The sequence below is a fragment of the Azospirillum thiophilum genome (assembly GCF_001305595.1).
Taxonomy (GTDB): domain Bacteria; phylum Pseudomonadota; class Alphaproteobacteria; order Azospirillales; family Azospirillaceae; genus Azospirillum; species Azospirillum thiophilum.
This window is the reverse complement of the sequence record NZ_CP012403.1, coordinates 317,158-337,862: the sequence shown is the minus strand read 5'-3', so window position 1 is coordinate 337,862 and position 20,705 is coordinate 317,158. Positions and strand designations below refer to the sequence as shown.

The following is a 20,705-nucleotide window of genomic DNA, read 5'->3' as shown; positions in this document are numbered from 1 at the left end:
CCCTCTCCCGGGGCGGGAGAGGGCTTCCTTCCCCTCAGTCCAGCATCGGCAGGCCGCTTTCGATGCGGACCAGGGCGGCCAGCAGCGGGGCGCCGATGTCGCGGCGGACGAAGTTGCTGGCCTTCTCCGCCGCGTTGATCGCCGACTGGAAGCTGCGGCGCCAGCGGTCGTCGTTGTAGAAGGTCTTCTCCGCCTTGGCCTTCTGCGCCAGCAGGCCGGGGCGGCGGCCGGCGGCGTCTTCCACCAGCTTGTTCAGGCGGTTCATCAGGTCGTTGGCGGTGGCCGGCTCGCCGCGCTTCATCGCCGCCTCGACCAGTTCGGCATAGGCTTCGCCGCGGGTGTCGATGTCGGCCACCTGCTCGGCATAGGCGACGGCCATCGCCGTCTCGCCGCGCTTGGCCAGCCGGCCCAGCACCGCCGGGATCGTCCAGGGATTCTCGTCCTGCACGGTGCTGAGCAGGCCGAGCGCCAGCTTCGCGTCGCCGATGTCGGCCGCCGCGACCGCCAGCTCCGGCGGGCAGCAGTCGCCGCGGGTTTCCTTGAATTTCGAGAACTGGGTCTCGACCGTGTTCAGGAACAGGGTGCGGGCCTGCGCCTCCTTGCCGGCGCGCAGCAGCGTCTGGGCGACCAGCCCCAGCTCCCAGGCGCAATTGTGGCTGGAGGCATAGGATTTGGCCTCGTCGGCGAGCGCGCTGGTCAGCGCGCCGTCGCCGCGCCAGGCCGCCGCCTTGGCGATGTCGGCGAGGTTGTAGATGCGGGTCGAGCAGTCGTTGATCTGCCGCGTGATGTCGAGCGCCAGCGGCGTCTGTCCCATCAGCGACAGGGCGCGGGCGACGAACAGATCCTGGCCCGAGCTGTCGGCGGCGCCGCCGCGGCGCACCACGCTGACGAAGGGAGCCATGATCTCCTTGGCACGGCCGCTGTCGCCCAGCTGCTGGTAGGCGACGGCCAGCGACAGCCAGTCCCAGCGCGCCGCGTTGATCGGCGTTTCCACCGGCGGCAGCATCTCGCCGACGCGGTGGAGGAAGCACAGGCTGCTCAGCGCGTCGTTGCAGACCAGCGCGCGGATGCGCGAGCGGAATTCGTAGAAGTCGAAGTCGCCGACGAACTGGTTGGTGACGAGTTGCACCGCCAGCGGGCTGTCGGGGAATTTCGTCACGATCTCGTTGAACAGCTTGTCCGCCTCCTTCAGCAGGCGGGACTCCTCGGCGGCGTCATAGGTGTTGTCGGCCTGCCGGATCAGCTGCAGCGCCTGGACGAACAGGCGGTTGGCCGGGCCCGGCGTGCCGGCGGCCGGGGAATCCGCGCCCCCGCCACCATCCTGGACCGGGCCATCCTGGACCGCAACATCCTGTGCCACGACTTCCTGCATGGCCGCGCCCTGCACGGCCCCATCCTGCGCCTGAACGGGACCGGCCGCGAGTACCGCCGGCACGAACAGGGCGGCGGCCATGGCGGCACGGCGGATGAAGGCGAGGACGCGGGGAAGGGCGGAGGCCATGGCGGTCGGGTTTCAACCCTGGAGGTTTGAGAGCAGGCGGACGTAGCTGACGACGCGTTGGACGTTGGCGACCGAGCGGGCGTGCTGGAGCGTGCGATCCAGCTCTTCCTGTGAACTGGCGACGCCCATCAGATAAACAACGCCATCGACGGTATCGATGCTGTAGTTCTGGCTATGAATGTCCGCATCGAAGGTGATGCGGCTGCGAATCTGGGTCGAGATCCAGGTGTCGCGCGCGCTGTCGACGATGCTCGACCCGTTGTCGATCTGGATTTCGTTGATGACTTCCTTGACGCCCTGCGCCTGCCAGGCGAGCCGCACCGCGTCCAGCCGCATCTGCGGATCGGCGGCGCGGCCGGTCAGCAGGACGCGGCCCTGGTCGACGGTCAGGCCGATCCGGTTGGTCATGTCGATCGAGTGCTGGAGCCACAGCGAGTTGATGCGGGCGCGGATTTCGGTATCGCTGACGAAGCCGCCGAAGCCGCGTTCCTGCGAGGCGACCACCGCGGCGCCGCCCGCCGTGCCGAGCAGCAGCGGGCCGCAGCCGGCGAGCGAGGCCCCGGCGCAGGCAAGCGCGAACAGTGTCCCAAGGCGGCTCGAACCGGTCACAGCGTGCCTCCCTTCGCCTGCACGGCCAGCGCCGGGCGGATGCGGCGCGCGGCCGGAAAAAGTCACGGCGGAACGGAGTTTGCAATGGGGAAATTCGGAGCCTTCGCCAGTCATCGTCACTTTGTCCCGATGTGATGCACGGATGTTGCAGTCGCTGCGGTCGCGAAGTGATTCCGGGCGCAGCGCCTCCCGCAGTCTCGGGACAGAATCAGGCGAAAGCTGGGCTGGACAGCACGGCTGCGATCTCGCGCGCCAGTACGCGGGCGACCACCCGCCGCGCGGTGGGGTCGCGCAGGATCTCCTCGTCCTTCGGGTTGGTGAGGAAGCCGGTCTCGACCAGCACCGACGGCACGTCCGGCGCCTTCAGAACCGCGAAATTGGCCGAGCGCATCGGGTTGTCGAGCAGGTGCAGCTCCTTTCCCGCCCCCTCCACCAGCAGCTGGCGCGCGGCCAGCGAGGCATGGCGGGTGTGGCGGGCGGTCAGGTCGAGCAGGATGTCCTTGACGATCCGTCCGCCGCCCATCGTCCCCGGCTTGCCGAATCGGTCGGCCCGGTTCTCCTGCTGGGCGAGGCGTGAGGCGAAGGCGTCGGATGCCTTGTCCGACAGGATGTAGGCCGACAGGCCGCGGGCATCGGCATTGGGCGCGCTGTCGGCGTGGATCGATACGAACAGGTCGGCGCCGGTCTCGCGCGCCAGGGCCACCCGGTCGTCCAGCGCCAGGAAACGGTCGTCGCGCCGCGTCAGCTTCACCGCGACGCCACTCCGCTCCGCCAGCGTCCGGGCGACGCTGCGGGCGATGTCCAGCGTCACGTCCTTCTCGAAGGTGCCGCGCGTGCCGATGGCGCCGGGATCGTTGCCGCCGTGACCGGGGTCGAGCATCACCAGCCGTGCCCGCGCCGGCGGGGCGGCGACCGGCTTGCGCTCGGGCCGCCGCTGGCCGGCGAGGGCCGCGCCGGACCCGAACGGCTGCGCCAGCGCGAGGCCGGCCGTGCCGAGCGCCGTTAACCAAAGCTTGCTCAGCCCGAGCCCAAGCAGCTGTCGTCGATCCATGGCGAAAATCACCGTGCCGCAAAGTGTGGACATGCCGCGATGCCAGATCGCGGCGCCCATCTTCCTACCTCATTCATTAACCAATGCGGCTACGAAAAAGTATTGTCAAGGTCGGGCAGGTTACCATTCCTGAATATTTGTGAGCGCTTTGCCATGCAGGCAGACTTGACCGGCCGAGGATTCGACAGATGTCATTGGTTGCTTGATGGCCGATTGAAAAAGCGCTAAAATTTTAGCGATCAGCTCGGGAGGTGTCGATGTTGAGGAAAGCCTTGTTCAACATCATCCGGCAAGAGCAGCGCGAGGTCGAGGACGAGCTCGAACGCGAGGAGCAGCAGCCGAGGCCCGACATCGGGCGGATCGTCGGCCTGCAGCAGGAGGTGACCAGCCTGCGCCGGGAGTTGGAGCATTTCAACGAAGTCTGACGGCGACGTCTGGCCTGTGACGTCTGGCCGCAAAGTCCGACCGGTGACGGCCGGGCATCGCCACTGATTTGGATATGACCGGATGGTCATGATCTGGATATGACCGGATGGTCATGCCCCCTTCTCTGCGGCAGTGCGGAGGAGGGGTTTTTGCTTCAGGCTCCTGTTTCCCGGCCGGACGCCTGTCACCCGAGCTTGGCGTAGCCCCGCTCGATCACGCGCTCGGCCGCTTCGTAGACGGCCAGCATTTCCTCATAGGCGGCCCGCAGGCGGGCCAGGTTGGCGACCGCCGTCTGGTCGGGATGGCGCGATTCCGACAGTTTCAGGCCGGCGCGGATATAGTCGGCGCGCAATTCCGCCACCCGCACGGCCATGTGCAGGAAGCTGTCCCGGTTGAGGTTGGGCAGTTCGCGCCCGATGACCTCGCAATTGGCCTCCAGGATCGCGGCATCCATGTTTTCCAGGAAATGGCGGATGCGCTGGCTGCGGCTGCTGTCTGCCGCATCGGCCGTCAGCAGCTTGTCGACCTTGCCCTTGGTGTATTCGCCGATGACCTTGCCGCCGGATGCCATGGGAGCCTGCCCTGCTTTTTGCCGACCGTTGCCGCTGCCGGCGATTGTCGCACCGCCGGACGGCGGACGCCAGCGCGGCGTATGGCCGCCGGGGCACCGTGCGCCGCCTGATGTCCGGACCCGCTCATGAAGCAAGTGCAACATGGCGGCGTTCGTGCTAGGGAAGCAGCCCCCTTTTCATGCTGTACGTCATGGTGGATGCGCGATGTCCGAGACCGGCTCCGACTATATCCTCACCGTTTCCTGCCCCGACACCGTCGGCATCGTCTTCGCGGTGTCCGGCTTCCTGGCGGAGCGGAGCTGCAACATCATCGACAGCGCCCAGTTCGGCGACCGCATCTCCGGCCTGTTCTTCATGCGCGTCAGCTTCAACGGCAGCGACGGCGGGCCGTCCAAGGCGCAGTTGGAGGCCGAGTTCGCCGCCCAGGTGGCGGAACGCTTCGCCATGACCTGGAAGATCCACGACGCCCGCCGCCGGCCGCGCGTGCTGATCATGGTGTCGAAGTTCGGCCATTGTCTGAACGACCTGCTGTACCGCTACCGCACCGGTTACCTGCCGATCGAAATCCCGGCAATCGTCTCCAACCACCGCGATTTCTACCAGCTGGCGGCCTGGCACAACATTCCGTTCCACCATCTGCCGGTCGGGTCCGACAACAAGGCGCAGCAGGAGGCCCGCCTGCTGGAGATCGTCGACGAGGAGAGGGTCGACCTCGTGGTGCTCGCCCGCTACATGCAGGTGCTGTCGGGCGCGCTGTGCGAGCGGATGGCCGGGCGGGTCATCAACATCCACCACAGCTTCCTGCCCAGCTTCAAGGGGGCCAAGCCCTATCACCAGGCGCATGCCCGCGGCGTCAAGCTGATCGGCGCCACCGCGCATTATGTCACCTCCAACCTCGACGAGGGTCCGATCATCGAGCAGGAGGCCGAGCGCGTCGACCATACGATGACGCCCGACGATCTGGTGGCCATCGGGCGCGACATCGAGAACATCGTGCTGGCCCGCGCCGTGCGCTACCACGTCGAACACCGCGTGCTGCTGAACGGCAGCAAGACGGTTGTCTTCCGCTGATCAGCTGTTCGCGCTGAATTCCCAGCCGGCCGCGGGCGCGGCGCCGCCCCTCAATGGGGCTGCGCCGTCTCGCGGGCGTCTTCCGGCTGCGGCATGAACACCGCGCGCGTGATCGCCTGTTCGATCTGGTCGCGGGTGAAGGGCTTCGGAATCACCGGCCCCAGATGTTCCAACCCGTGCTTGGCCAGATCGTCGGGGAAGGCGGTGACGAAGATCACCGGCAGGAAACGGCGGGCCCGCAGTTCGCGCGCCACCTCCAGCCCGTTGTCGCCGTCGGCCAGACGGATGTCCATCAGGGCCAGCGTCGGCCGGTGCTCGGCCGCCAGGGCCAGCGCCTCGTCCATCGTCGCCGCGTTGCCGCAGACGATGTGGCCCATGCCGCGCACCGTTTCCGCCAGATCATAGGCGATGATCGCATCGTCCTCGACGATCAGGATGGTGGCGGTCAGGCGGGCACGGACACGCTCGCGGGCATGGGTCAGCCGCTCCATCGCGTTTTCCGGCGCGATGCCCAGGACGGCGGCGGCATCGCCGACCGGCAGATCCTCCAGGTTGACCAGCAGGTAGAGCCGCCGGTCGGTCTCGTCCAGCGTCATCAGCGCGGATTCGACCGGATGATAGGGGGCGACCGCGGGGGCGGCGCCTTCCTTGTCCTGAAGCTCGTTCAGATGGCGGTAGAGCGCGCCGCGCGACAGGTCGTCGTTCCCTCCGGTTTCCGCCTCTTCGGCTTCCAGATACCACTCCAGGGTGCGGGTGACCAAGGCGTCCCCGCGCCCGTTCGTCCCGGTCAATGCCCGGGCGTAACGGCGCAGGTAGGGCAAGTGCTGCATGAAATGACCGGTGTACTGCTCCATCTCTCTCCCCGTGCCTTTCTGCGGCGCGTGTTCCTGACATTCCTTCCGGCGAAGCCGCCCCGGGGATCCGGATGCGGTCGCTGCGCCGGGCGGTCCCGCCGAAGGTCGCGACGTTGCCGACGCTGCTCCGATCAGCAGAGTGGCGCATTCGGACCTGCAACAGTCCAAATCATATGGCGCAGTTCACGGCCTAACGGGAGTGAACCCGAAAGATTTATTCGAGATACCGATAAAGGATTACTCTCTATGCATGGTATGCGAGTCGGCCGGACCATCCCCCGGACTGCCGAGGCCCGGCCTATGACCATCCTGGCATAGGGGATGCCGGAAGGGTATTCTTAACCCTTCGGAAAGACTTACAAACCTACTCTGACATTGCCCTCCGGCCATTGGCTGTGCCGATGACTGTGCGAGGGCGAGGCGAGTGTTCCCGATCCTCATGCGCGCCGGCTATCCCCCATGCCGGCGCGCATTTTCTTGTCCGGCATTGCGTCCGAACCTCTCCCACCCGGGGTCGGCGATGGTGCGCAGACGCAGCTCGGCCCGACGGAAGTCCGGTCGAACGACGGTGCCGGTCCGGCCGGCCATCCGTGTTCGGGCAAATCTGCCCCCGTGGCTGCGTGCGCCCCTTGCATCGCGCTTAATCCGACGTTAAGGACATCGGCTCACGGTTGGACCGTGTCGTCGGTTATGGAAGGCTGGCCGGCCCCTGCCGGTCCAACCTTTCGGGCTTGACGCCGATTGCCGCATCGTGACCGGGTTCGCGCATGGAAGACCAAGAGTTGGATCGGTCCCTGATGGATGGCGTTCCGCCGGATGAACTGGCCGACTATGGCCGGTGGCGGGAGCGCGTGCGCGGCACGAACATCTCCGAAAAGACTCTGCTCGCCACCGATTATCTCAATCACTTCAACGAAATCGTGATGCTGATCGAGATGATCCCGGACATGCCGGACATGCTGGAGGAATGCCGCATCTGGCAGCCCAAGAGCTATGCCGAGCATTTCCGCGACAGCGGCTTCTCCGACAAGGAACTGGCGATCGAGGCCTATGGGCATGTGCCGTCGAAATTCCGCCGGCCGTTCGAGGACACCATCGTCCAGGCCCATCAGGTGATCGCCCACACGCTGGAGCGGATCGGAACCGACATCGACAGCGGCGACCCGGACAAGCTGCGGCTGGATTGCCAGACCTCCGTCGCCATGATCCACCGCATCATCCAGGTGGCCAACGGCATCATCCACGGCACCGCCCATGTGATGGAACAGGGCGAGATCGACCTGTATCTGCAAAACGGGCAGTAGCCGGGCGAGGGGCCCCATACTTTCGTTCCAAATCGTGCGTCTTACCAACGAAAAACAGGCGTTTTCAGTCACTTGTCCCGGCAGAAATGGCGATTGATGGTGTGCCAACCATTCGTTCGTTGCATGGCTCACAGGCGCTCCCCGGCACTATAGTCGGATCATAAAAAATAAGACGGAGGCGTGGTCTTGCGTCCTCTGCGGGGGGAAATGGAGCATTGCCCATGAAAGGTTGCGCATTCGCGCCGGCCGATGGCATGGCCGTGTCTGAACCGCGCGTGTGGCGGCCCGGGCCGCCCACCGATCACGCCGGCCCCGCTCTTCCCGTCCTGCAACGGGGGGAGGCATCGCAGCGCATGACGACAGCCGGGGCACGATCCGGACATCTGGACAGCTTCACCCGCGACCGGCTGCCGGCCCCGTCGCAGCGCCCCGACCTCATTCTCGACCGCCCCGAACTCCGGTATCCCGAACGCCTCAACGCCGTCTCCGCCCTGATCGACGGCTGGCGCGACCGCGGCCGGGACGACAGCCCCTGTCTGATCGGCGGCGACGGCACGGTGTGGAGCTATGGCCGGATGCGCGACACCGTCGACCGCATCGCCCGTGTGCTGACCGAGGATTACGGGCTGGTCACCGGGAACCGCGTGCTGCTGCGCGGGCCGAACACCCCGATGCTGGCCGCCTGCTGGCTGGCGGTGATCAAGGCCGGCGGCGTGCTGGTGCCGACCATGCCGCTGCTGCGCGCGCCGGAGCTGGCCGACGTGCTGACGCGCGCCCGGATCGACATGGCGCTGTGCGACACCCATTTCCTCGACGATCTGGAGGAGGCGGCGCTGCCCTCGCTGCGCATCGTCGGCTTCCGCGACGGCGAGCTGGAGCACCGCATCGCCACCAAGCCGGCCGGATTCGAGGCGGCGGACACCGCGGCCGACGACGTGGCGCTGATCGCCTTCACCTCCGGCACCACCGGCACGCCCAAGGCGGCGGCCCATCTGCATCGCCACCTGCTGGCGATCGCCGATCTGTCGCCGCGCTCGGCGCTGGGAACGCAGGCGGACGACGTGTTCTGCGGCTCGCCGACGCTGGCCTTCGCCTATGGGCTGGGCGGGCTGCTGCTGTTCCCGCTGCGCATCGGCGCCTCGGTCATCCTGCTGGAGCGCGGGACCGCCGACCGGCTGCTGGAGGCGGCGGCCCGGCACAGGGCGACGGTGATGTTCACCGTGCCCACCGTCTATCGCGGCATGATCGGCCGGATGGCCGCGGATCCGGTGCTGGCGGACGGACTGCGCTCCCTGCGGCTGTGCGTGTCTGCCGGCGAGCCGCTGCCGCAGCAGACCTTCGAGGGCTGGCGCGACGCCACCGGGCTGGAGATCCTCGACAGCCTGGGCACCACCGAACTGTTGAACGCCGTGCTGCATGCGGTGCCCGGCGACGTCCGTCCCGGCTCCACCGGCAAGCCGGTGCCGGGCTACGAGGCGATGGTGGTCGACGACCAGTTCCGCAAGCTGCCGCCGGGGCAGGTCGGCCGGCTGGCGGTGCGCGGCGCGACCGGCTGCCTCTATCTCGACGACCCGCGGCAGGAAAGCTATGTCCAGCAGGGCTGGAACCTGACCGGCGACGCCTTCCACGTCGATGAGGACGGCTTCTTCTGGTACCACGCCCGCACCGACGACCTGATCGTCTCGGCCGGCTACAAGATCTCCGGGCTGGAGGTCGAGAACATCCTGCTGGCGCACGAGGCGGTGCAGGAATGCGCGGTGATCGCCGCTCCCGATCCCGTGCGCGGGACGATTCCCAAGGCGTTCGTCGTGCTGCGCGACGGGCTGTACCCCGACGAGCGTCTGGCGGAAGAGCTCCAGAGCTACGTCAAGGAGCACATCGCTCCCTACAAGTACCCGCGCGCGATCGAGTTCCTCGATGCCCTGCCGCGGACGGAAACCGGCAAGGTCCAGCGCTTCAAGCTGCGCCGCCGCGCGTGGCAGCCGGACGAGGTTGGATAACGCCGGATAAGCGTTACAGGGCGAAGCCGGCGAAGCGGGTCAGCCGGATGGCGCGCCGCTCCAGCAGGGCGGCGAACTCCGGTCCGCGCAGATAATCGTATTCCGCCCGCCGTGGCTCGACCAGGCTGTCGACGCGGCGCAGTTCGGCGTCGGGAAGGCCGGGGTGGACCATGATCAGGGGACGGCTGCCCGATCCGCCATCCAGCCCGTCGAGGAAGCGCGGCATCAGTTCGGCGAAGGGACGCTTGCCGGCGAAGTCGTAGACCCCGGCGAAGCGGCTGTTTGCGGGAATGCCGCGCGCCCGCGCCATGCGGGTCAATCCGCCGCCGAGCCCGCCGATCAGCAGCGTCTTCGGCACCGCGACGCCACGCCGCAGGATCGCGGCCACCGGCTCGCCGCACAGCCGGACATAGGCGCCGGCCGGGGCGCCGGGCAATGCGCTGTTCAGGGCGGCAAGCGCGTCCACCACCGCCTCGCGGATTCCGGGCAGCTGGTGGACATGCTGGTGGCCGTCGATGTGGTCCGGCGGTCCGCCCCAGGACTGGGTGAAGGCGTCGAGCTGGCGCGACAGTTCGGCACGGATTTCGGCGCGGACGGCGGCGCCGTTCAGTTTCCCGCGATAGGCCCAGCCCATCAGCCGCCCCAACGGCGGCAACCGCCCGTTGGGGGCGAGGAGCGGCATCGGCCCCAGCGGTGGCTGGTCGGTCAGGGTGAAATGCAACCCGACATCGGCCTTGTCCTTCAGCTCGCGCAACGCCGCCGCGTCGGGGCGCCAGTGCGGGCAGAGGCTCATGACCGACGTCGCGGTCAGCCGGCCGGCGGCGATCAGGTCGCGGATGGCGGCATCGACTCCGGGTGCCAGCCCGTAATCGTCGGCACAGAGAACAAGTCGGGTGGGGGACGTCTCGGTCATTCGTGAATTCGCACCGGCACCATGGGTTGGGCCAAGATGGGCCGGCCGGCGGTTCCGATCAAGACGACGCCTTGCGCGAACCGCGGGCCGGGCGGCCGGTCAGGCGGTTTCCGCCGCGGCTACCGCCGCCGGCTTGCGGGCGGGCAGCGTGGCCAGCATCACCCCCGGCAGGACCAGCAGCACGCCGATCAGGTGGAAGCCCTGCAACGGCTCGGCCAGCAGCAGCCAGGAGGCCAGCGCGGCCCACAGCGGCGACACGTACAGCGCGGTGGAGGCGCGCGCGGCGCCCATCATGGCGATGGTCTTCTGGTAGGTGAGCAGCGCCAGGACCGAGGCGAACAGCGCGACCGCGACGATCGACAGGATGGTGGAGGCCGAGACGGGGACCGGCCGCACCGCGATGGTCTCCCAGGCATAGAAGGGCGCCAGCACCAGGACTCCGGCGAACGCGTTGGCGGCGAAGGCGGTGACCACCGGCAGGGGCGTGCCCGATTGCCGCAGCAGGATGGTGTAGACCGCCCAGGACACCGCCCCGGCCAGCACCAGCAGGTCGCCGACATTGAAGGACAGGTGCAGCAGCGCCTCGACGTCGCCGCGGGTCAGGATCGCCAGCACGCCGGCCATCGCCAGCAGGAGTCCGATCACCTGCCGCGGCCGGATGGCGTCGCCCAGCCAGACGGCGGCGAGCGCCAGGATCATCGCCGGGCTGGTGGCGTAGATCAGGCTGGCATTGGTGGCGCTGGTGCGCTCCAGCCCGTAATAGACGATGGCGCCGGAAATCCCCTGGCCCAGCACGCCGAGCAGCAGGTAATGCCGCCACTGCCGCCTCAACCGGTGGCGATGGGCCAGCAGGCCGGGCAGGGCGAAGGGCAGGACGATCAGGAAGGCGACCAGCCAGCGCCAGAAGGCCATTCCGATCGGCGGCACCACATGCGCGACCGCCCGGCCGATCACCGGATTCGCAGCCATCAGCGCCGATCCGACCAGATAGAGGCCGTAGGCGGCCAGCGGACCGGAACGCAGGGAAAGCGGCAATGTGGGAAGCGGCATCGCTGGATCGGTGTCCGAAAGGGTGGTTCCGCAAAGGCTGCAACCCAGCCTAGCATGCGGCCGGCGACCGGCCTTCATGGCGGGTGTGCATGGCAGCCGTCCGGCGTCCTGATTCGCAAGGTAAGCAAGCTGCCGGTTCGGTCAACCGGATGGTTGGATTTGCAACTGTTTCGTTTTCCGGCGCTGAAAAGCCGTCCTGCAAACGGATCGGCGCGCCAAAAGATGCTCTGCGCTACGGTATAGCCACGTATGCATGTAGGCGTTGACAGGTGCCATCGGCACGCGCCAAATGACGACGCTATTTCCAAAGGCGTTCTGGCAAATTTTCTCTACGCTCAACCGAAATCGGGAGGCAAGACGAATGAAGCGCATCCTGCTGGGTGCCGGGCTTGGTATGGCCGCGGCGCTGGCGCTGTCGGCGCCGGCCCAGGCGGCGAAGACCCTTGTTTATTGCTCCGAGGGAAGCCCCGAAAACTTCAACCCGATGTTGAATACGACCGGCACCAGCTTCGACGTGGCTCTCCCGGTCTACAACAACCTCGTCCAGTTCGAGCATGGCGGAACCAAGGTCATTCCAGGCCTGGCGGAATCCTGGACCATCTCCGACGACGGGCTGGTCTACACCTTCAAGCTGCGTGCCGGTGCCAAGTGGCACAGCGTCGGCGACTTCAAGCCGACGCGCGACGCCAACGCCGATGACGTCATCTTCTCGTTCGAGCGCCAGTGGAAGCAGGACAATCCCTTCCACAAGATCTCCGGCGGCGCCTACGACTACTTCAACGACATGGCGATGCCCAAGCTGTTGAAGTCGATCGAGAAGGTGGACGACCTGACGGTCAGGTTCACGTTGAACGCGGTCGAGGCGCCGTTCCTGGCCAACCTCGCCATGCCGTTCGCGCCGATCATGTCGGCCGAATACGGCGCGATGCTGCTGAAGAAGGGCACGCCCGAGAAGATCGACCAGGTGCCGGTCGGCACCGGCCCCTTCCAGTTCGTCGCCTACCAGAAGGACGCCGTCGTCCGCTACAAGGCATTCGAGCAGTATTGGGGCGGCAAGCAGCCGCTCGACAACCTCGTCTTCGCGATCACGCCCGACGCGGCGGTCCGGCTGGCCAAGCTGAAGGCCGGCGAATGCCAGGTCATGCCCTATCCGAACCCGGCCGACATCGACTCGATGAAGAAGGACGGCTCGATCGTCGTGCAGGAGCAGGAAGGCCTGAACGTCGGCTACGTCTCCTTCAACGTGACCAAGAAGCCGTTCGACGACGTGCGCGTCCGCCGCGCCGTCAGCATGGCGATGGACAAGAAGGCGATGGTCGCCGCGGTCTATCAGGCCGCCGGCGTCCCGGCCAAGAACCCGATCCCGCCGACCATGTGGTCGTACAACACCGCGATCGAGGATTATCCGTACGACGTCGAGCGGGCGAAGAAGCTGCTGGCCGATGCGGGATATCCCAACGGCTTCGAGACCGACCTGTGGGCGATGCCGGTGCAGCGTCCCTACAACCCCAACGCCAAGCGCATCGCCGAGATGATGCAGGCCGATCTGGCCAAGGTCGGCGTCAAGGCGAAGATCGTGCAGTACGAGTGGGGTGAATACCGCAAGCGGATGCAGCAGGGCGAGCACCAGATGGGCATGCTCGGCTGGACCGGCGACAACGGCGACCCCGACAACTTCCTCTACACCCTGCTGGGCTGCGAGGCGGCGCGTCCGGGCGGCAACAACCTGTCCAAATGGTGCAACAAGGAGTTCGACGACCTCGTCGTCCAGGCCAAGCGCACCACCGACATCGCCGCGCGCACCAAGCTTTACGAACAGTCCCAGGTCATCTTCAAGGAAGAGGCGCCCTGGTACACCATCGCCCATTCGGTGGTCTACATGGGGCTCGCCAAGAATGTCGTCGGCTACAAGATGGATCCGTTCGGCATCCATCGCTTCGAAGGCGTCGACCTGAAGTGAGCTTGGCGCGATCCGGACGTGATCCGGGGCGCGCTGCCGGGCGTCGGTGCGTTCCCGGTGCATGAGTGTCCCGTCCCGGCGTGAGCGGGGGCGGGTTCGGAACGGGGGAGTTCCCCCAGCGGAACGGGGCGTTGTCAAGACAGCGCTCCGTTCCAGTTTTTATCGCAGTTTTAAAATATGAGTACCCTTCGATGCTTCGCTTCATCCTGACGCGGGTGAGCTTGGTGATTCCGACCTTTCTCGGCATCACCTTTCTGACCTTCATCCTGATCCGGCTGGTTCCCGGCGACCCCATCGAGGTGCGCGTCGGCGAACGGGGCATCGCGCCCGAACGGCTGGCCGTGCTCCGCCACGAGCTCGGCCTCGACCGCCCGCTGTGGCAGCAGTTCCTCGATTATGTCGGCAACGTGCTGTCCGGCGATTTCGGCCTGTCGCTGATCACCCACAATTCGGTGCTGAGCGAGTTCCTGACGCTGTTCCCGGCGACGCTGGAACTGGCGCTGTGCGCCATGCTGTTCGCGACGCTGATCGGCCTGCCGGCCGGCATCCTGGCGGCGGTGAAGCGCGGGTCGCTGTTCGACCATGGCGTGATGGGCCTCAGCCTGACCGGCTATTCGATGCCGATCTTCTGGTGGGGCCTGCTGCTGATCCTGTTCTTCTCGGTCGGCCTGGGCTGGACCCCGGTGTCGGGGCGCCTGGATCTGGTCCATTATATCGAGCCGGTGACCGGCTTCATGCTGATCGACACGCTGATGGCCGGCGAATACGAGGCCTTCCGCTCGGCGCTCGGCCATCTGGTGCTGCCGACGATCGTGTTGGGCACCGTGCCGCTGGCGGTGGTGGCACGCATGACGCGCTCGGCGATGCTGGAGGTGCTGGGCGAGGATTACATCCGCACCGCCCGCGCCAAGGGGCTGGACAGTGGCCGGGTCATCGGCATGCATGCGCTGCGCAACGCGCTGATCCCGGTGGTGACCGTCATCGGTTTGCAGGTCGGCACGCTGCTGGGCGGCGCCATCCTGACCGAGACCATCTTCTCCTGGCCGGGCGTCGGCAAATGGCTGATCGAATCGATCAACCGCCGCGACTATCCGGCCCTGCAGGGCGGCGTCCTGCTGATCGCCACCTCGGTGATCCTGGTCAATCTTCTGGTGGACGTGCTCTACGGCGTCCTCAACCCCCGCATCCGTCACGCGCGGTGAGGCTGAACCATGTCCACTGAACTTTCCGCCAAGACAGAGCCGGCCACCCCGGAACCGGTCGCCGCATCGCGTCCGCCGCACCCGCTGGCCGAATTCTGGTATCACTTCCGGCAGAACAAGGGCGCGCTGGCCGGCCTGGTGGTGATCCTGCTGATCGCGCTGATCGCCGTCTTCGCCGGCGTGATCGCGCCGCACGATCCCGACATCCAGTACCGCGACGCCATCCTGACGCCGCCGGTCTGGCAGGAGGGCGGCACCTGGACCTACATGCTCGGCACCGACGACATCGGCCGCGACATGCTGTCGCGCCTGATGTATGGCGCGCGGCTGTCGATGATGATCGGCCTGATCGTCGTCACCCTGTCGCTGGCCGTCGGGCTGGGTCTGGGGCTGGCCGCCGGCTTCTTCGGCGGCATGGCCGACGTGCTGATCATGCGCGGCATGGACATCCTGCTGGCGCTGCCCTCGCTGCTGCTGGCGGTGGTGGTCGCCGCCATCCTCGGGCCGGGGCTGGTGAACGCCATGCTGGCAGTGTCGGTGGTGGTGATCCCGCACTATGCCCGCCTGACCCGCGCCGCCGTGCTGGCGGAGGTGAACAAGGATTATGTCGTCGCCTCGCGCGTCGCCGGGGCCGGGCCGATGCGCCTGATGCTGATCGTGGTGCTGCCGAACTGCATGGCGCCGCTGATCGTGCAGGCGACGCTCGGCTTCTCCACCGCCATCCTGGACGCCGCCGCGCTGGGCTTCCTCGGGCTCGGCGCCCAGCCGCCGACGCCGGAATGGGGCACGATGCTGGCCTCCTCGCTGCAGTTCCTCCAGCGGGCGCCGTGGGTCGTCACCTGGCCCGGCGTCGCCATCCTGGTGACCGTGCTGGCCTTCAACCTGTTGGGCGACGGTCTTCGCGACGCGCTCGACCCCAAGCTGAAACGTTGACCCCATGCCTCTTCTCGACATCAAGAACCTGTCGGTCGAGTTCACCACCCGCGCCGGCACCTTCCGCGCGGTGGATGGCATCGACCTGACCGTTGACGAGGGCGAGGTCGTCGGCATCGTCGGCGAATCCGGCTCCGGCAAGTCCGTGACCTCGCTGGCCGTGATGGGGCTGCTCGGCTCCAACGGCCGGGTCGTCGCCGACCGGATGATGTTCGCCGGCCGGGATCTGCTGACCATGCCCGCCGCCCAGCGCCGGAAGATCACCGGCAAGGACGTGGCGATGGTCTTCCAGGAGCCGATGACCAGCCTCAACCCCTGCTTCACCGTCGGCTTCCAGATCATGGAGACGCTGCGGGTGCATGAGGGGCTGTCCGGCAAGGCGCTGCGCAACCGCGCCATCGCGCTGCTGGAGCAGGTCGGCATTCCGGCGCCGGAAACCCGGCTGTCCGCCTTCCCGCACCAGCTGTCGGGCGGCATGAACCAGCGCGTGATGATCGCCATCGCCATCGCCTGCAACCCGCGCCTGCTGGTGGCGGACGAGCCGACGACGGCGCTCGACGTCACCATCCAGAAGCAGATCCTCGACCTGCTGGTCCAGCTCCAGCGCGAGCGCGGCATGGCGCTGATCCTGATCACCCACGACATGGGCGTGGTGGCGGAGACGGCGCAGCGCGTCGTCGTGATGTATGCCGGGCAGGTGGCGGAGACGCGGCCCGTCCATTCCCTGTTCGAGCGGCCGCGCCATCCCTACACCGGCGCCCTGCTCGACGCGCTGCCGGAACGGGCGCTGGGCAAGCGCCGGCTGCCGACCATTCCCGGCATGGTGCCGGGCATCGCCGACCGGCCGGCGGGCTGCCTGTTCAGCCCGCGCTGCCGCTTCGCCGACGTCCGCTGCCGCGCCGAGCGCCCGGCCCTGTTCGACGTCGACGACGGGCGGGCGCGCTGTTTCTACCCGCTGCCGGACGGCCATTCCGCCGCCGGGGAGGCGCTGTCATGAGCATCGGCACCGAATCCAAAATCTTCGAGGCGGAGGCCGGCAATTCGGTCGTGCTGGAGGCGCGCGACCTGCGCAAGCACTATGCCGTCAAGCGCGGCGCCTTCAAGCCGCTGGCGACGGTGAAGGCGCTGGACGGCGTGTCGTTCCGCCTGCAGGCCGGCAAGACGCTGGCGGTGGTCGGCGAATCGGGCTGCGGCAAGTCGACGCTCGCCCGCTCCGTCACCATGATCGAGCCGCCGACCTCGGGCGAGCTGCATTATGACGGCCGCGACGTCGTCGGGCGAAGCGCGGCCGAGATGAAGGAGCTGCGCCGCACGGTGCAGATGGTCTTCCAGAATCCCTACGGCTCGCTGAACCCGCGCAAGACGGTCGGATCGATCCTGACCGAGCCGCTGGTGATCAACACCGCCATGGACAAGCATGAGCGGCGCGACCGCGCGGTCGCCATGATGGGCAAGGTGGGCTTGCGGCCCGATCAGGTCGACCGCTACCCCCACATGTTCTCCGGCGGCCAGCGCCAGCGCATCGCCATCGCCCGCGCCCTGATGCTGAACCCGCGCGTCGTCGTTGCGGACGAGCCGGTGTCGGCGCTCGACGTGTCGATCCAGGCCCAGGTTCTCAACCTGATGATGGATTTGCAGGAGGAGCTGAACCTCGCCTACCTGTTCATCTCCCATGACCTCAGCGTGGTGCGGCACATCGCCGATTCGCTGATGGTGATGTATCTGGGCAAGCCGGTGGAGCATGGCGACAAGGACGTGGTCTTCAATCGGCCGCGCCATCCCTACACCCGCATCCTGCTGGCGGCGACGCCGCGGGTGAATCCCGACCTGCGGCTCGAGCGGGTGGTGCCCAAGGGCGAGCTGCCGTCGCCGCTGAACCCGCCGCCGGGCTGCGCGTTCCACAAGCGCTGCCCCTACGCCACCGACCGCTGCGCGGCGGAGGTTCCGGCGCTGCGCCCGGTCGACGAACGGCTGGTGGCCTGCCACCACGCCGAACAGATGGAATGAGCGGACCCCGTCGGGGAAGGCGGCTGTTGAGTGCGGCGGCCGTCTTCTTTACGGTGCGGCCGATCCGTTCACCAGAAGTCCTATAGGGAGAGTGCCGCCATGCCGTCGTTCGACATCGTGTCCAAGACGGACGTCCACGAGATCGACAACGCCATCGCCGGCGTCCGTCGCGAGATCGAGACCCGGTTCGATTTCAAGGGCTCGAAATGCACCGTCGAGCGGACCGAGAACGAGATCGTGCTGCTGGCCGACGATGCCACCAAGCTGGAGCAGATGCAGGAGTTGCTGCGCGTCCATGTGACCCGCCGCAAGCTCGATGCCGCGGCGCTCGACTTCTCGGCCAAGCCGGAGCGGGCGGCGGGCGACGCGCTGCGCCATCCCGTCACGGTCAAGCAGGGAATTGCGCAGGATCTGGCGAAGACCATCGTCAAAGGGATCAAGGACAGCAAGATGAAGGTCCAGGTCTCGATCCAGGGCGACGAATTGCGGATCACGGGCAAGAAGCGCGACGATCTGCAGGACGCCATCGCCCTGGTCAAGCGGATGGGCATCGAGCAGCCGCTGCAGTACGAGAATTTCCGCGACTGACCGCCGCCCCGGGCCACCACCCCCGGCCGGCCGGCGGAGCGCCGCCGGCTGGGCAAGGCTTGCCGGCCGCCGGGAATCTTCTGCCGGGTGACTGGGAATTTTTTGCCGGGCAAAAGGTCGCAGGGGCCGCCGTGAGGCTTATGCCCCCTCGACTGCGTTGATGGCGTGATTTTTGCCTGTGTCCCTGCGGTTCGCCACAAACCGCAGGGACTTTCCCCATGTCGATGATGGCCAACAGCGATGCCACGCAAGCCATGCGCATCCGGGCGGAAGACGTCCTGGAGCGCAAGGGGACACCTGCGTCCCGGCAGGCGGGTGCGCTGGCCGGCCAGTTCGCGGCGATGCTGGAAACCCTGAACGGGGTGGAGGGCGGAACCTCCGCCGCCGACGGCGCCGGTGTGGTGGCGAATGCCCAGCCGGCGCTGCGCCTCGGCGTCGGCGCCGTCACCCTGTTCGCCCAGGAGGAGGGGCAGGGCGGGTCGGTCGCGGCGCCCACCGCGGCAATTCCCGATCCCCAGGATCCCGCCACCGCGGCCCAGGTGGTGGAAAGCGCGATCCAGGCCGGCGACGGCAGCAATTTCCGCTGGCTGACGACTCTGCTGACCCAGAACTCCGCCGCCTGAGCCGGGGCTTCTACAGCCCCAGCCGCGCCCGGGCCGCCCAGTCGGCCGCCCAATCGTCCAGGGATGTGCGGGCGGCGGCCACCAGGGCTTCGGCGAAGACCTCGGGTGTCCCGCCGGCCTGCAACGCCGGGGTGCCGCCGCCGGCCCGCAGCCCCAGCCGCCGCATCAGGCCGCGTTCCTGCTCGACCACCCGCAGGCGGACCTTCTCGCCGAACCGGCCGCGCATGACCGAACGCAGGTCGCCCAGCCCGTCGATCAGCCCGAGCGCGAGCGCCCTGCGCCCGGCCCAGAAGGAACCGGAGAACAGTTCCTCCTCCGGTCCGGTCAGGCGGGCGCCGCGCCGTGCGCGCACCATCGCCTTGAACGCCTCGTGGATGTCGGCCTGCAGGGCCTTCAGATGGGCGACGCCGTCCTCCCGCTCGGGCGAGAAGGGGTCGAGCAGCACCTTCTTGTCGCCGGCGGTGTAGAGGCGGCGCTCGATGCCGTGGCGCTCGATCAGCCCGTGCAGGCCGAAACCGGAGGACACCACGCCGATCGACCCGACGATGGAGCTTTCGTCGGCCCAGATCTCGTCGGCCGCGCAGGCCAGCCAATAGCCGCCCGACGCCGCCGCATCCTCGCAGAAGGCGAAGACCGGCACCTTCTTCTCTTCCGCCAGATCGCGGATGCGCTTGGCGATCAGCGCCGACTGCACCGGCGACCCGCCGGGGGAGTTGACGATCAGCGCCACCGCCTTCTGGTCCTTGGGCGCGAAGGCCCGGTCCAGCAGCGGGGCGACGCCGGCCAGCGACAGGCCGGAGCGGAACGGGCCGCCCTGGCCGATGACGCCGGTCAGGCGGACGACGGACACCAGCGGCCCGGCCTTGCGCCAGGGGCCGAAGGGGAGTTTGGCGAGGAGGGATTTCAGGCTCATGCCGCCAGAGATGGGATTGAAGTCTTCCGTTTGAAAGGCGCCGTCCCAGCTAAAATGGCCACCGCCAGAATGCGCTCCGCTAAAGCGCCAGCTCCCCCGCATCACGCAGCACCCGCGCCGCCGCCGCGGAGTAGCCGCCATCCGCGTCATGCACGGTCAGGCCGGCAGTCAGGCGGGCGGGCGCCTTGCCGCCCTTGCGCGCGACCAGCAGCAGGCGTTTGGCCTCCACCCCCGGCTTGGGCCATAGCGGCACCAGCACCAGGCTGCCGAACCGGCCGCGCAGGGCGCCGAGGATGTCCTCGATGCGGTCGGCGCGGTGGACCATGGTCAGGGTGCCGCGCGGCTTCAGCATGCGGTCGGCGAAACGCACCCAGTCGGTCAGCCGCGCCGCCCCCTCGACATTCGCCGCCGCCTTCCAGTCGTCGGGCGGGCGGCTGGCGGCATCGGCCTTCAGATAGGGCGGATTCATCATCACCCGGTCGAAGCCGCCACGGCCGAGCGTGGCGGGCGGGTCCAGCAGGTCGCCCTCCACCACCGTCACCCGGCCGGCCAGCCCGCTCAGATCCGCATTGCGGCGGGCGAAGGCGCAGGCGTCGGCCCGCTGTTCCAGCCCGACCACGGTCGCGCCCGCCACCCGGGCGGCGAGGCACAATGCCGCAGCCCCGGTGCCGGTGCCGGCATCCAGCACCCGATCCCCGGAAACGGCGGCGGTGACGGCGGCGAGGAAAACCGGGTCGATGGCGGCGCGATAGCCGCCGTCGGGCTGGAGCAGCGTCACCCTGCCGTTCAGCAGGAAATCCGCATGCCACTCCTGCGGGGGCGGTACGGGGGGGGCCTCCGCCGCCGGCACGGGCCGCCCGCTCATGCTTCGCCGGCCTCGCGCAGGATGCGGGCGGCCCGGACGGCATCGCCGGCCTCGACCATCAGCCGGCGCGGGATGGCGCCGATCGACCCCTCCAGCATGCTGGTGTGGGTGTCGAAGACCACGGTCTCGATCCCGGCGTCGGCCAGCAGGGCGACCAGCCAGGACAGGCGGACGGGGTCGGTGGTGCGCAGCAGTTCGGTCATGGTGTCTCGTAAGGACGGGCGTCTCAAAAGAACGGTCCCCTGCGGACTTGACCGAAGAGG

General features: G+C 67.9%; 21 protein-coding genes. 11 read left to right on the top strand and 10 right to left on the bottom strand.

Annotation, left to right across the window (positions count from 1 at the left end; all coding sequences use genetic code 11):
* Positions 1 to 34: 34 nt before the first annotated feature.
* From AL072_RS20735 to AL072_RS20725, 3 genes are all read right to left on the bottom strand, one after another.
* The gene (locus AL072_RS20735; RefSeq protein ID WP_045584126.1) at positions 35 to 1,501 is read right to left on the bottom strand and encodes a hypothetical protein; all 1,467 of its coding nucleotides are present in this window, start codon (positions 1,499 to 1,501) and stop codon (positions 35 to 37) included.
* A gap of 12 nt (positions 1,502 to 1,513) precedes the next feature.
* Positions 1,514 to 2,110 carry a BON domain-containing protein gene (locus tag AL072_RS20730; RefSeq protein ID WP_045584125.1) on the bottom strand — a complete coding sequence of 199 codons (597 nt, stop codon included), beginning with the start codon at positions 2,108 to 2,110 and terminating at the stop codon, positions 1,514 to 1,516.
* 208 nt (positions 2,111 to 2,318) lie between these two features.
* Positions 2,319 to 3,161 carry an N-acetylmuramoyl-L-alanine amidase family protein gene (locus AL072_RS20725; protein ID WP_045584608.1) on the bottom strand — a complete coding sequence of 281 codons (843 nt, stop codon included), beginning with the start codon at positions 3,159 to 3,161 and terminating at the stop codon, positions 2,319 to 2,321.
* A 257-nt stretch (positions 3,162 to 3,418) separates the two neighbouring features.
* Between AL072_RS20725 and AL072_RS35225 the strand changes: the two genes are divergently transcribed.
* Positions 3,419 to 3,586, top strand: coding sequence for a hypothetical protein (locus AL072_RS35225; RefSeq protein ID WP_167543394.1), 168 nt, complete (start codon positions 3,419 to 3,421; stop codon positions 3,584 to 3,586).
* A 185-nt stretch (positions 3,587 to 3,771) separates the two neighbouring features.
* Here AL072_RS35225 and AL072_RS20720 read toward each other — a convergent pair whose 3' ends face one another.
* On the bottom strand, positions 3,772 to 4,158 hold the full coding sequence (locus AL072_RS20720) for a hypothetical protein (RefSeq protein WP_060721737.1): 387 nt from the start codon (positions 4,156 to 4,158) through the stop codon (positions 3,772 to 3,774).
* 205 nt (positions 4,159 to 4,363) lie between these two features.
* Between AL072_RS20720 and purU the strand changes: the two genes are divergently transcribed.
* Positions 4,364 to 5,230, top strand: coding sequence for a formyltetrahydrofolate deformylase (gene purU / locus AL072_RS20715; RefSeq protein WP_045584124.1), 867 nt, complete (start codon positions 4,364 to 4,366; stop codon positions 5,228 to 5,230).
* Positions 5,231 to 5,280: 50 nt separating this feature from the next.
* Here purU and AL072_RS20710 read toward each other — a convergent pair whose 3' ends face one another.
* Positions 5,281 to 6,084, bottom strand: coding sequence for a response regulator (locus tag AL072_RS20710; protein WP_045584123.1), 804 nt, complete (start codon positions 6,082 to 6,084; stop codon positions 5,281 to 5,283).
* A gap of 797 nt (positions 6,085 to 6,881) precedes the next feature.
* Between AL072_RS20710 and AL072_RS20705 the strand changes: the two genes are divergently transcribed.
* Together AL072_RS20705 and AL072_RS20700 are read left to right on the top strand one after the other, a co-directional pair.
* A complete protein-coding gene (locus AL072_RS20705; RefSeq protein ID WP_045584122.1) occupies positions 6,882 to 7,388 on the top strand; it encodes a hypothetical protein in 507 nt (168 codons plus the stop codon).
* Positions 7,389 to 7,741: 353 nt separating this feature from the next.
* Entirely contained in the window at positions 7,742 to 9,388 is a 1,647-nt protein-coding gene (locus AL072_RS20700) for an AMP-binding protein (protein WP_045584121.1), read from the top strand.
* Positions 9,389 to 9,401: 13 nt separating this feature from the next.
* Here the strand turns inward: AL072_RS20700 and AL072_RS20695 are convergent, their stop codons facing one another.
* Together AL072_RS20695 and AL072_RS20690 are read right to left on the bottom strand one after the other, a co-directional pair.
* Positions 9,402 to 10,301 (bottom strand): ChbG/HpnK family deacetylase, encoded by a 900-nt coding sequence (locus AL072_RS20695; protein WP_045584120.1) that lies wholly within the window; start codon positions 10,299 to 10,301, stop codon positions 9,402 to 9,404.
* Between the two features lie 99 nt (positions 10,302 to 10,400).
* Positions 10,401 to 11,351 (bottom strand): DMT family transporter, encoded by a 951-nt coding sequence (locus AL072_RS20690; protein ID WP_045584119.1) that lies wholly within the window; start codon positions 11,349 to 11,351, stop codon positions 10,401 to 10,403.
* A 361-nt stretch (positions 11,352 to 11,712) separates the two neighbouring features.
* Between AL072_RS20690 and AL072_RS20685 the strand changes: the two genes are divergently transcribed.
* From AL072_RS20685 to AL072_RS20655, 7 genes are all read left to right on the top strand, one after another.
* Positions 11,713 to 13,311 (top strand): ABC transporter substrate-binding protein, encoded by a 1,599-nt coding sequence (locus AL072_RS20685; protein WP_045584118.1) that lies wholly within the window; start codon positions 11,713 to 11,715, stop codon positions 13,309 to 13,311.
* A 191-nt stretch (positions 13,312 to 13,502) separates the two neighbouring features.
* A complete protein-coding gene (locus AL072_RS20680) occupies positions 13,503 to 14,513 on the top strand; it encodes an ABC transporter permease subunit (protein WP_045584117.1) in 1,011 nt (336 codons plus the stop codon).
* 9 nt (positions 14,514 to 14,522) lie between these two features.
* Positions 14,523 to 15,446: an ABC transporter permease subunit gene (locus tag AL072_RS20675; RefSeq protein WP_045584116.1), complete on the top strand. Its 924-nt coding sequence runs from the start codon at positions 14,523 to 14,525 to the stop codon at positions 15,444 to 15,446.
* A 4-nt stretch (positions 15,447 to 15,450) separates the two neighbouring features.
* Complete coding sequence (locus AL072_RS20670) at positions 15,451 to 16,443, top strand: ABC transporter ATP-binding protein (RefSeq protein ID WP_045584115.1); 993 nt, start codon at positions 15,451 to 15,453, stop codon at positions 16,441 to 16,443.
* Complete coding sequence (locus AL072_RS20665) at positions 16,440 to 17,453, top strand: peptide ABC transporter ATP-binding protein (RefSeq protein WP_045584114.1); 1,014 nt, start codon at positions 16,440 to 16,442, stop codon at positions 17,451 to 17,453. The genes AL072_RS20670 and AL072_RS20665 overlap by 4 nt, the downstream gene beginning before the upstream one ends.
* Before the next feature lie 99 nt (positions 17,454 to 17,552).
* A complete protein-coding gene (locus AL072_RS20660) occupies positions 17,553 to 18,041 on the top strand; it encodes a YajQ family cyclic di-GMP-binding protein (protein ID WP_045584113.1) in 489 nt (162 codons plus the stop codon).
* A gap of 218 nt (positions 18,042 to 18,259) precedes the next feature.
* Positions 18,260 to 18,664, top strand: coding sequence for a hypothetical protein (locus AL072_RS20655; RefSeq protein ID WP_045584112.1), 405 nt, complete (start codon positions 18,260 to 18,262; stop codon positions 18,662 to 18,664).
* A 10-nt stretch (positions 18,665 to 18,674) separates the two neighbouring features.
* Here AL072_RS20655 and AL072_RS20650 read toward each other — a convergent pair whose 3' ends face one another.
* The 3 genes from AL072_RS20650 to AL072_RS20640 form a co-directional block, all read right to left on the bottom strand.
* The gene (locus AL072_RS20650) at positions 18,675 to 19,577 is read right to left on the bottom strand and encodes a S49 family peptidase (RefSeq protein WP_045584111.1); all 903 of its coding nucleotides are present in this window, start codon (positions 19,575 to 19,577) and stop codon (positions 18,675 to 18,677) included.
* A gap of 79 nt (positions 19,578 to 19,656) precedes the next feature.
* Positions 19,657 to 20,442, bottom strand: coding sequence for a tRNA1(Val) (adenine(37)-N6)-methyltransferase (locus AL072_RS20645; protein WP_045584110.1), 786 nt, complete (start codon positions 20,440 to 20,442; stop codon positions 19,657 to 19,659).
* Complete coding sequence (locus AL072_RS20640) at positions 20,439 to 20,645, bottom strand: putative signal transducing protein (RefSeq protein ID WP_045584109.1); 207 nt, start codon at positions 20,643 to 20,645, stop codon at positions 20,439 to 20,441. The genes AL072_RS20645 and AL072_RS20640 overlap by 4 nt, the downstream gene beginning before the upstream one ends.
* Positions 20,646 to 20,705: the final 60 nt, after the last annotated feature.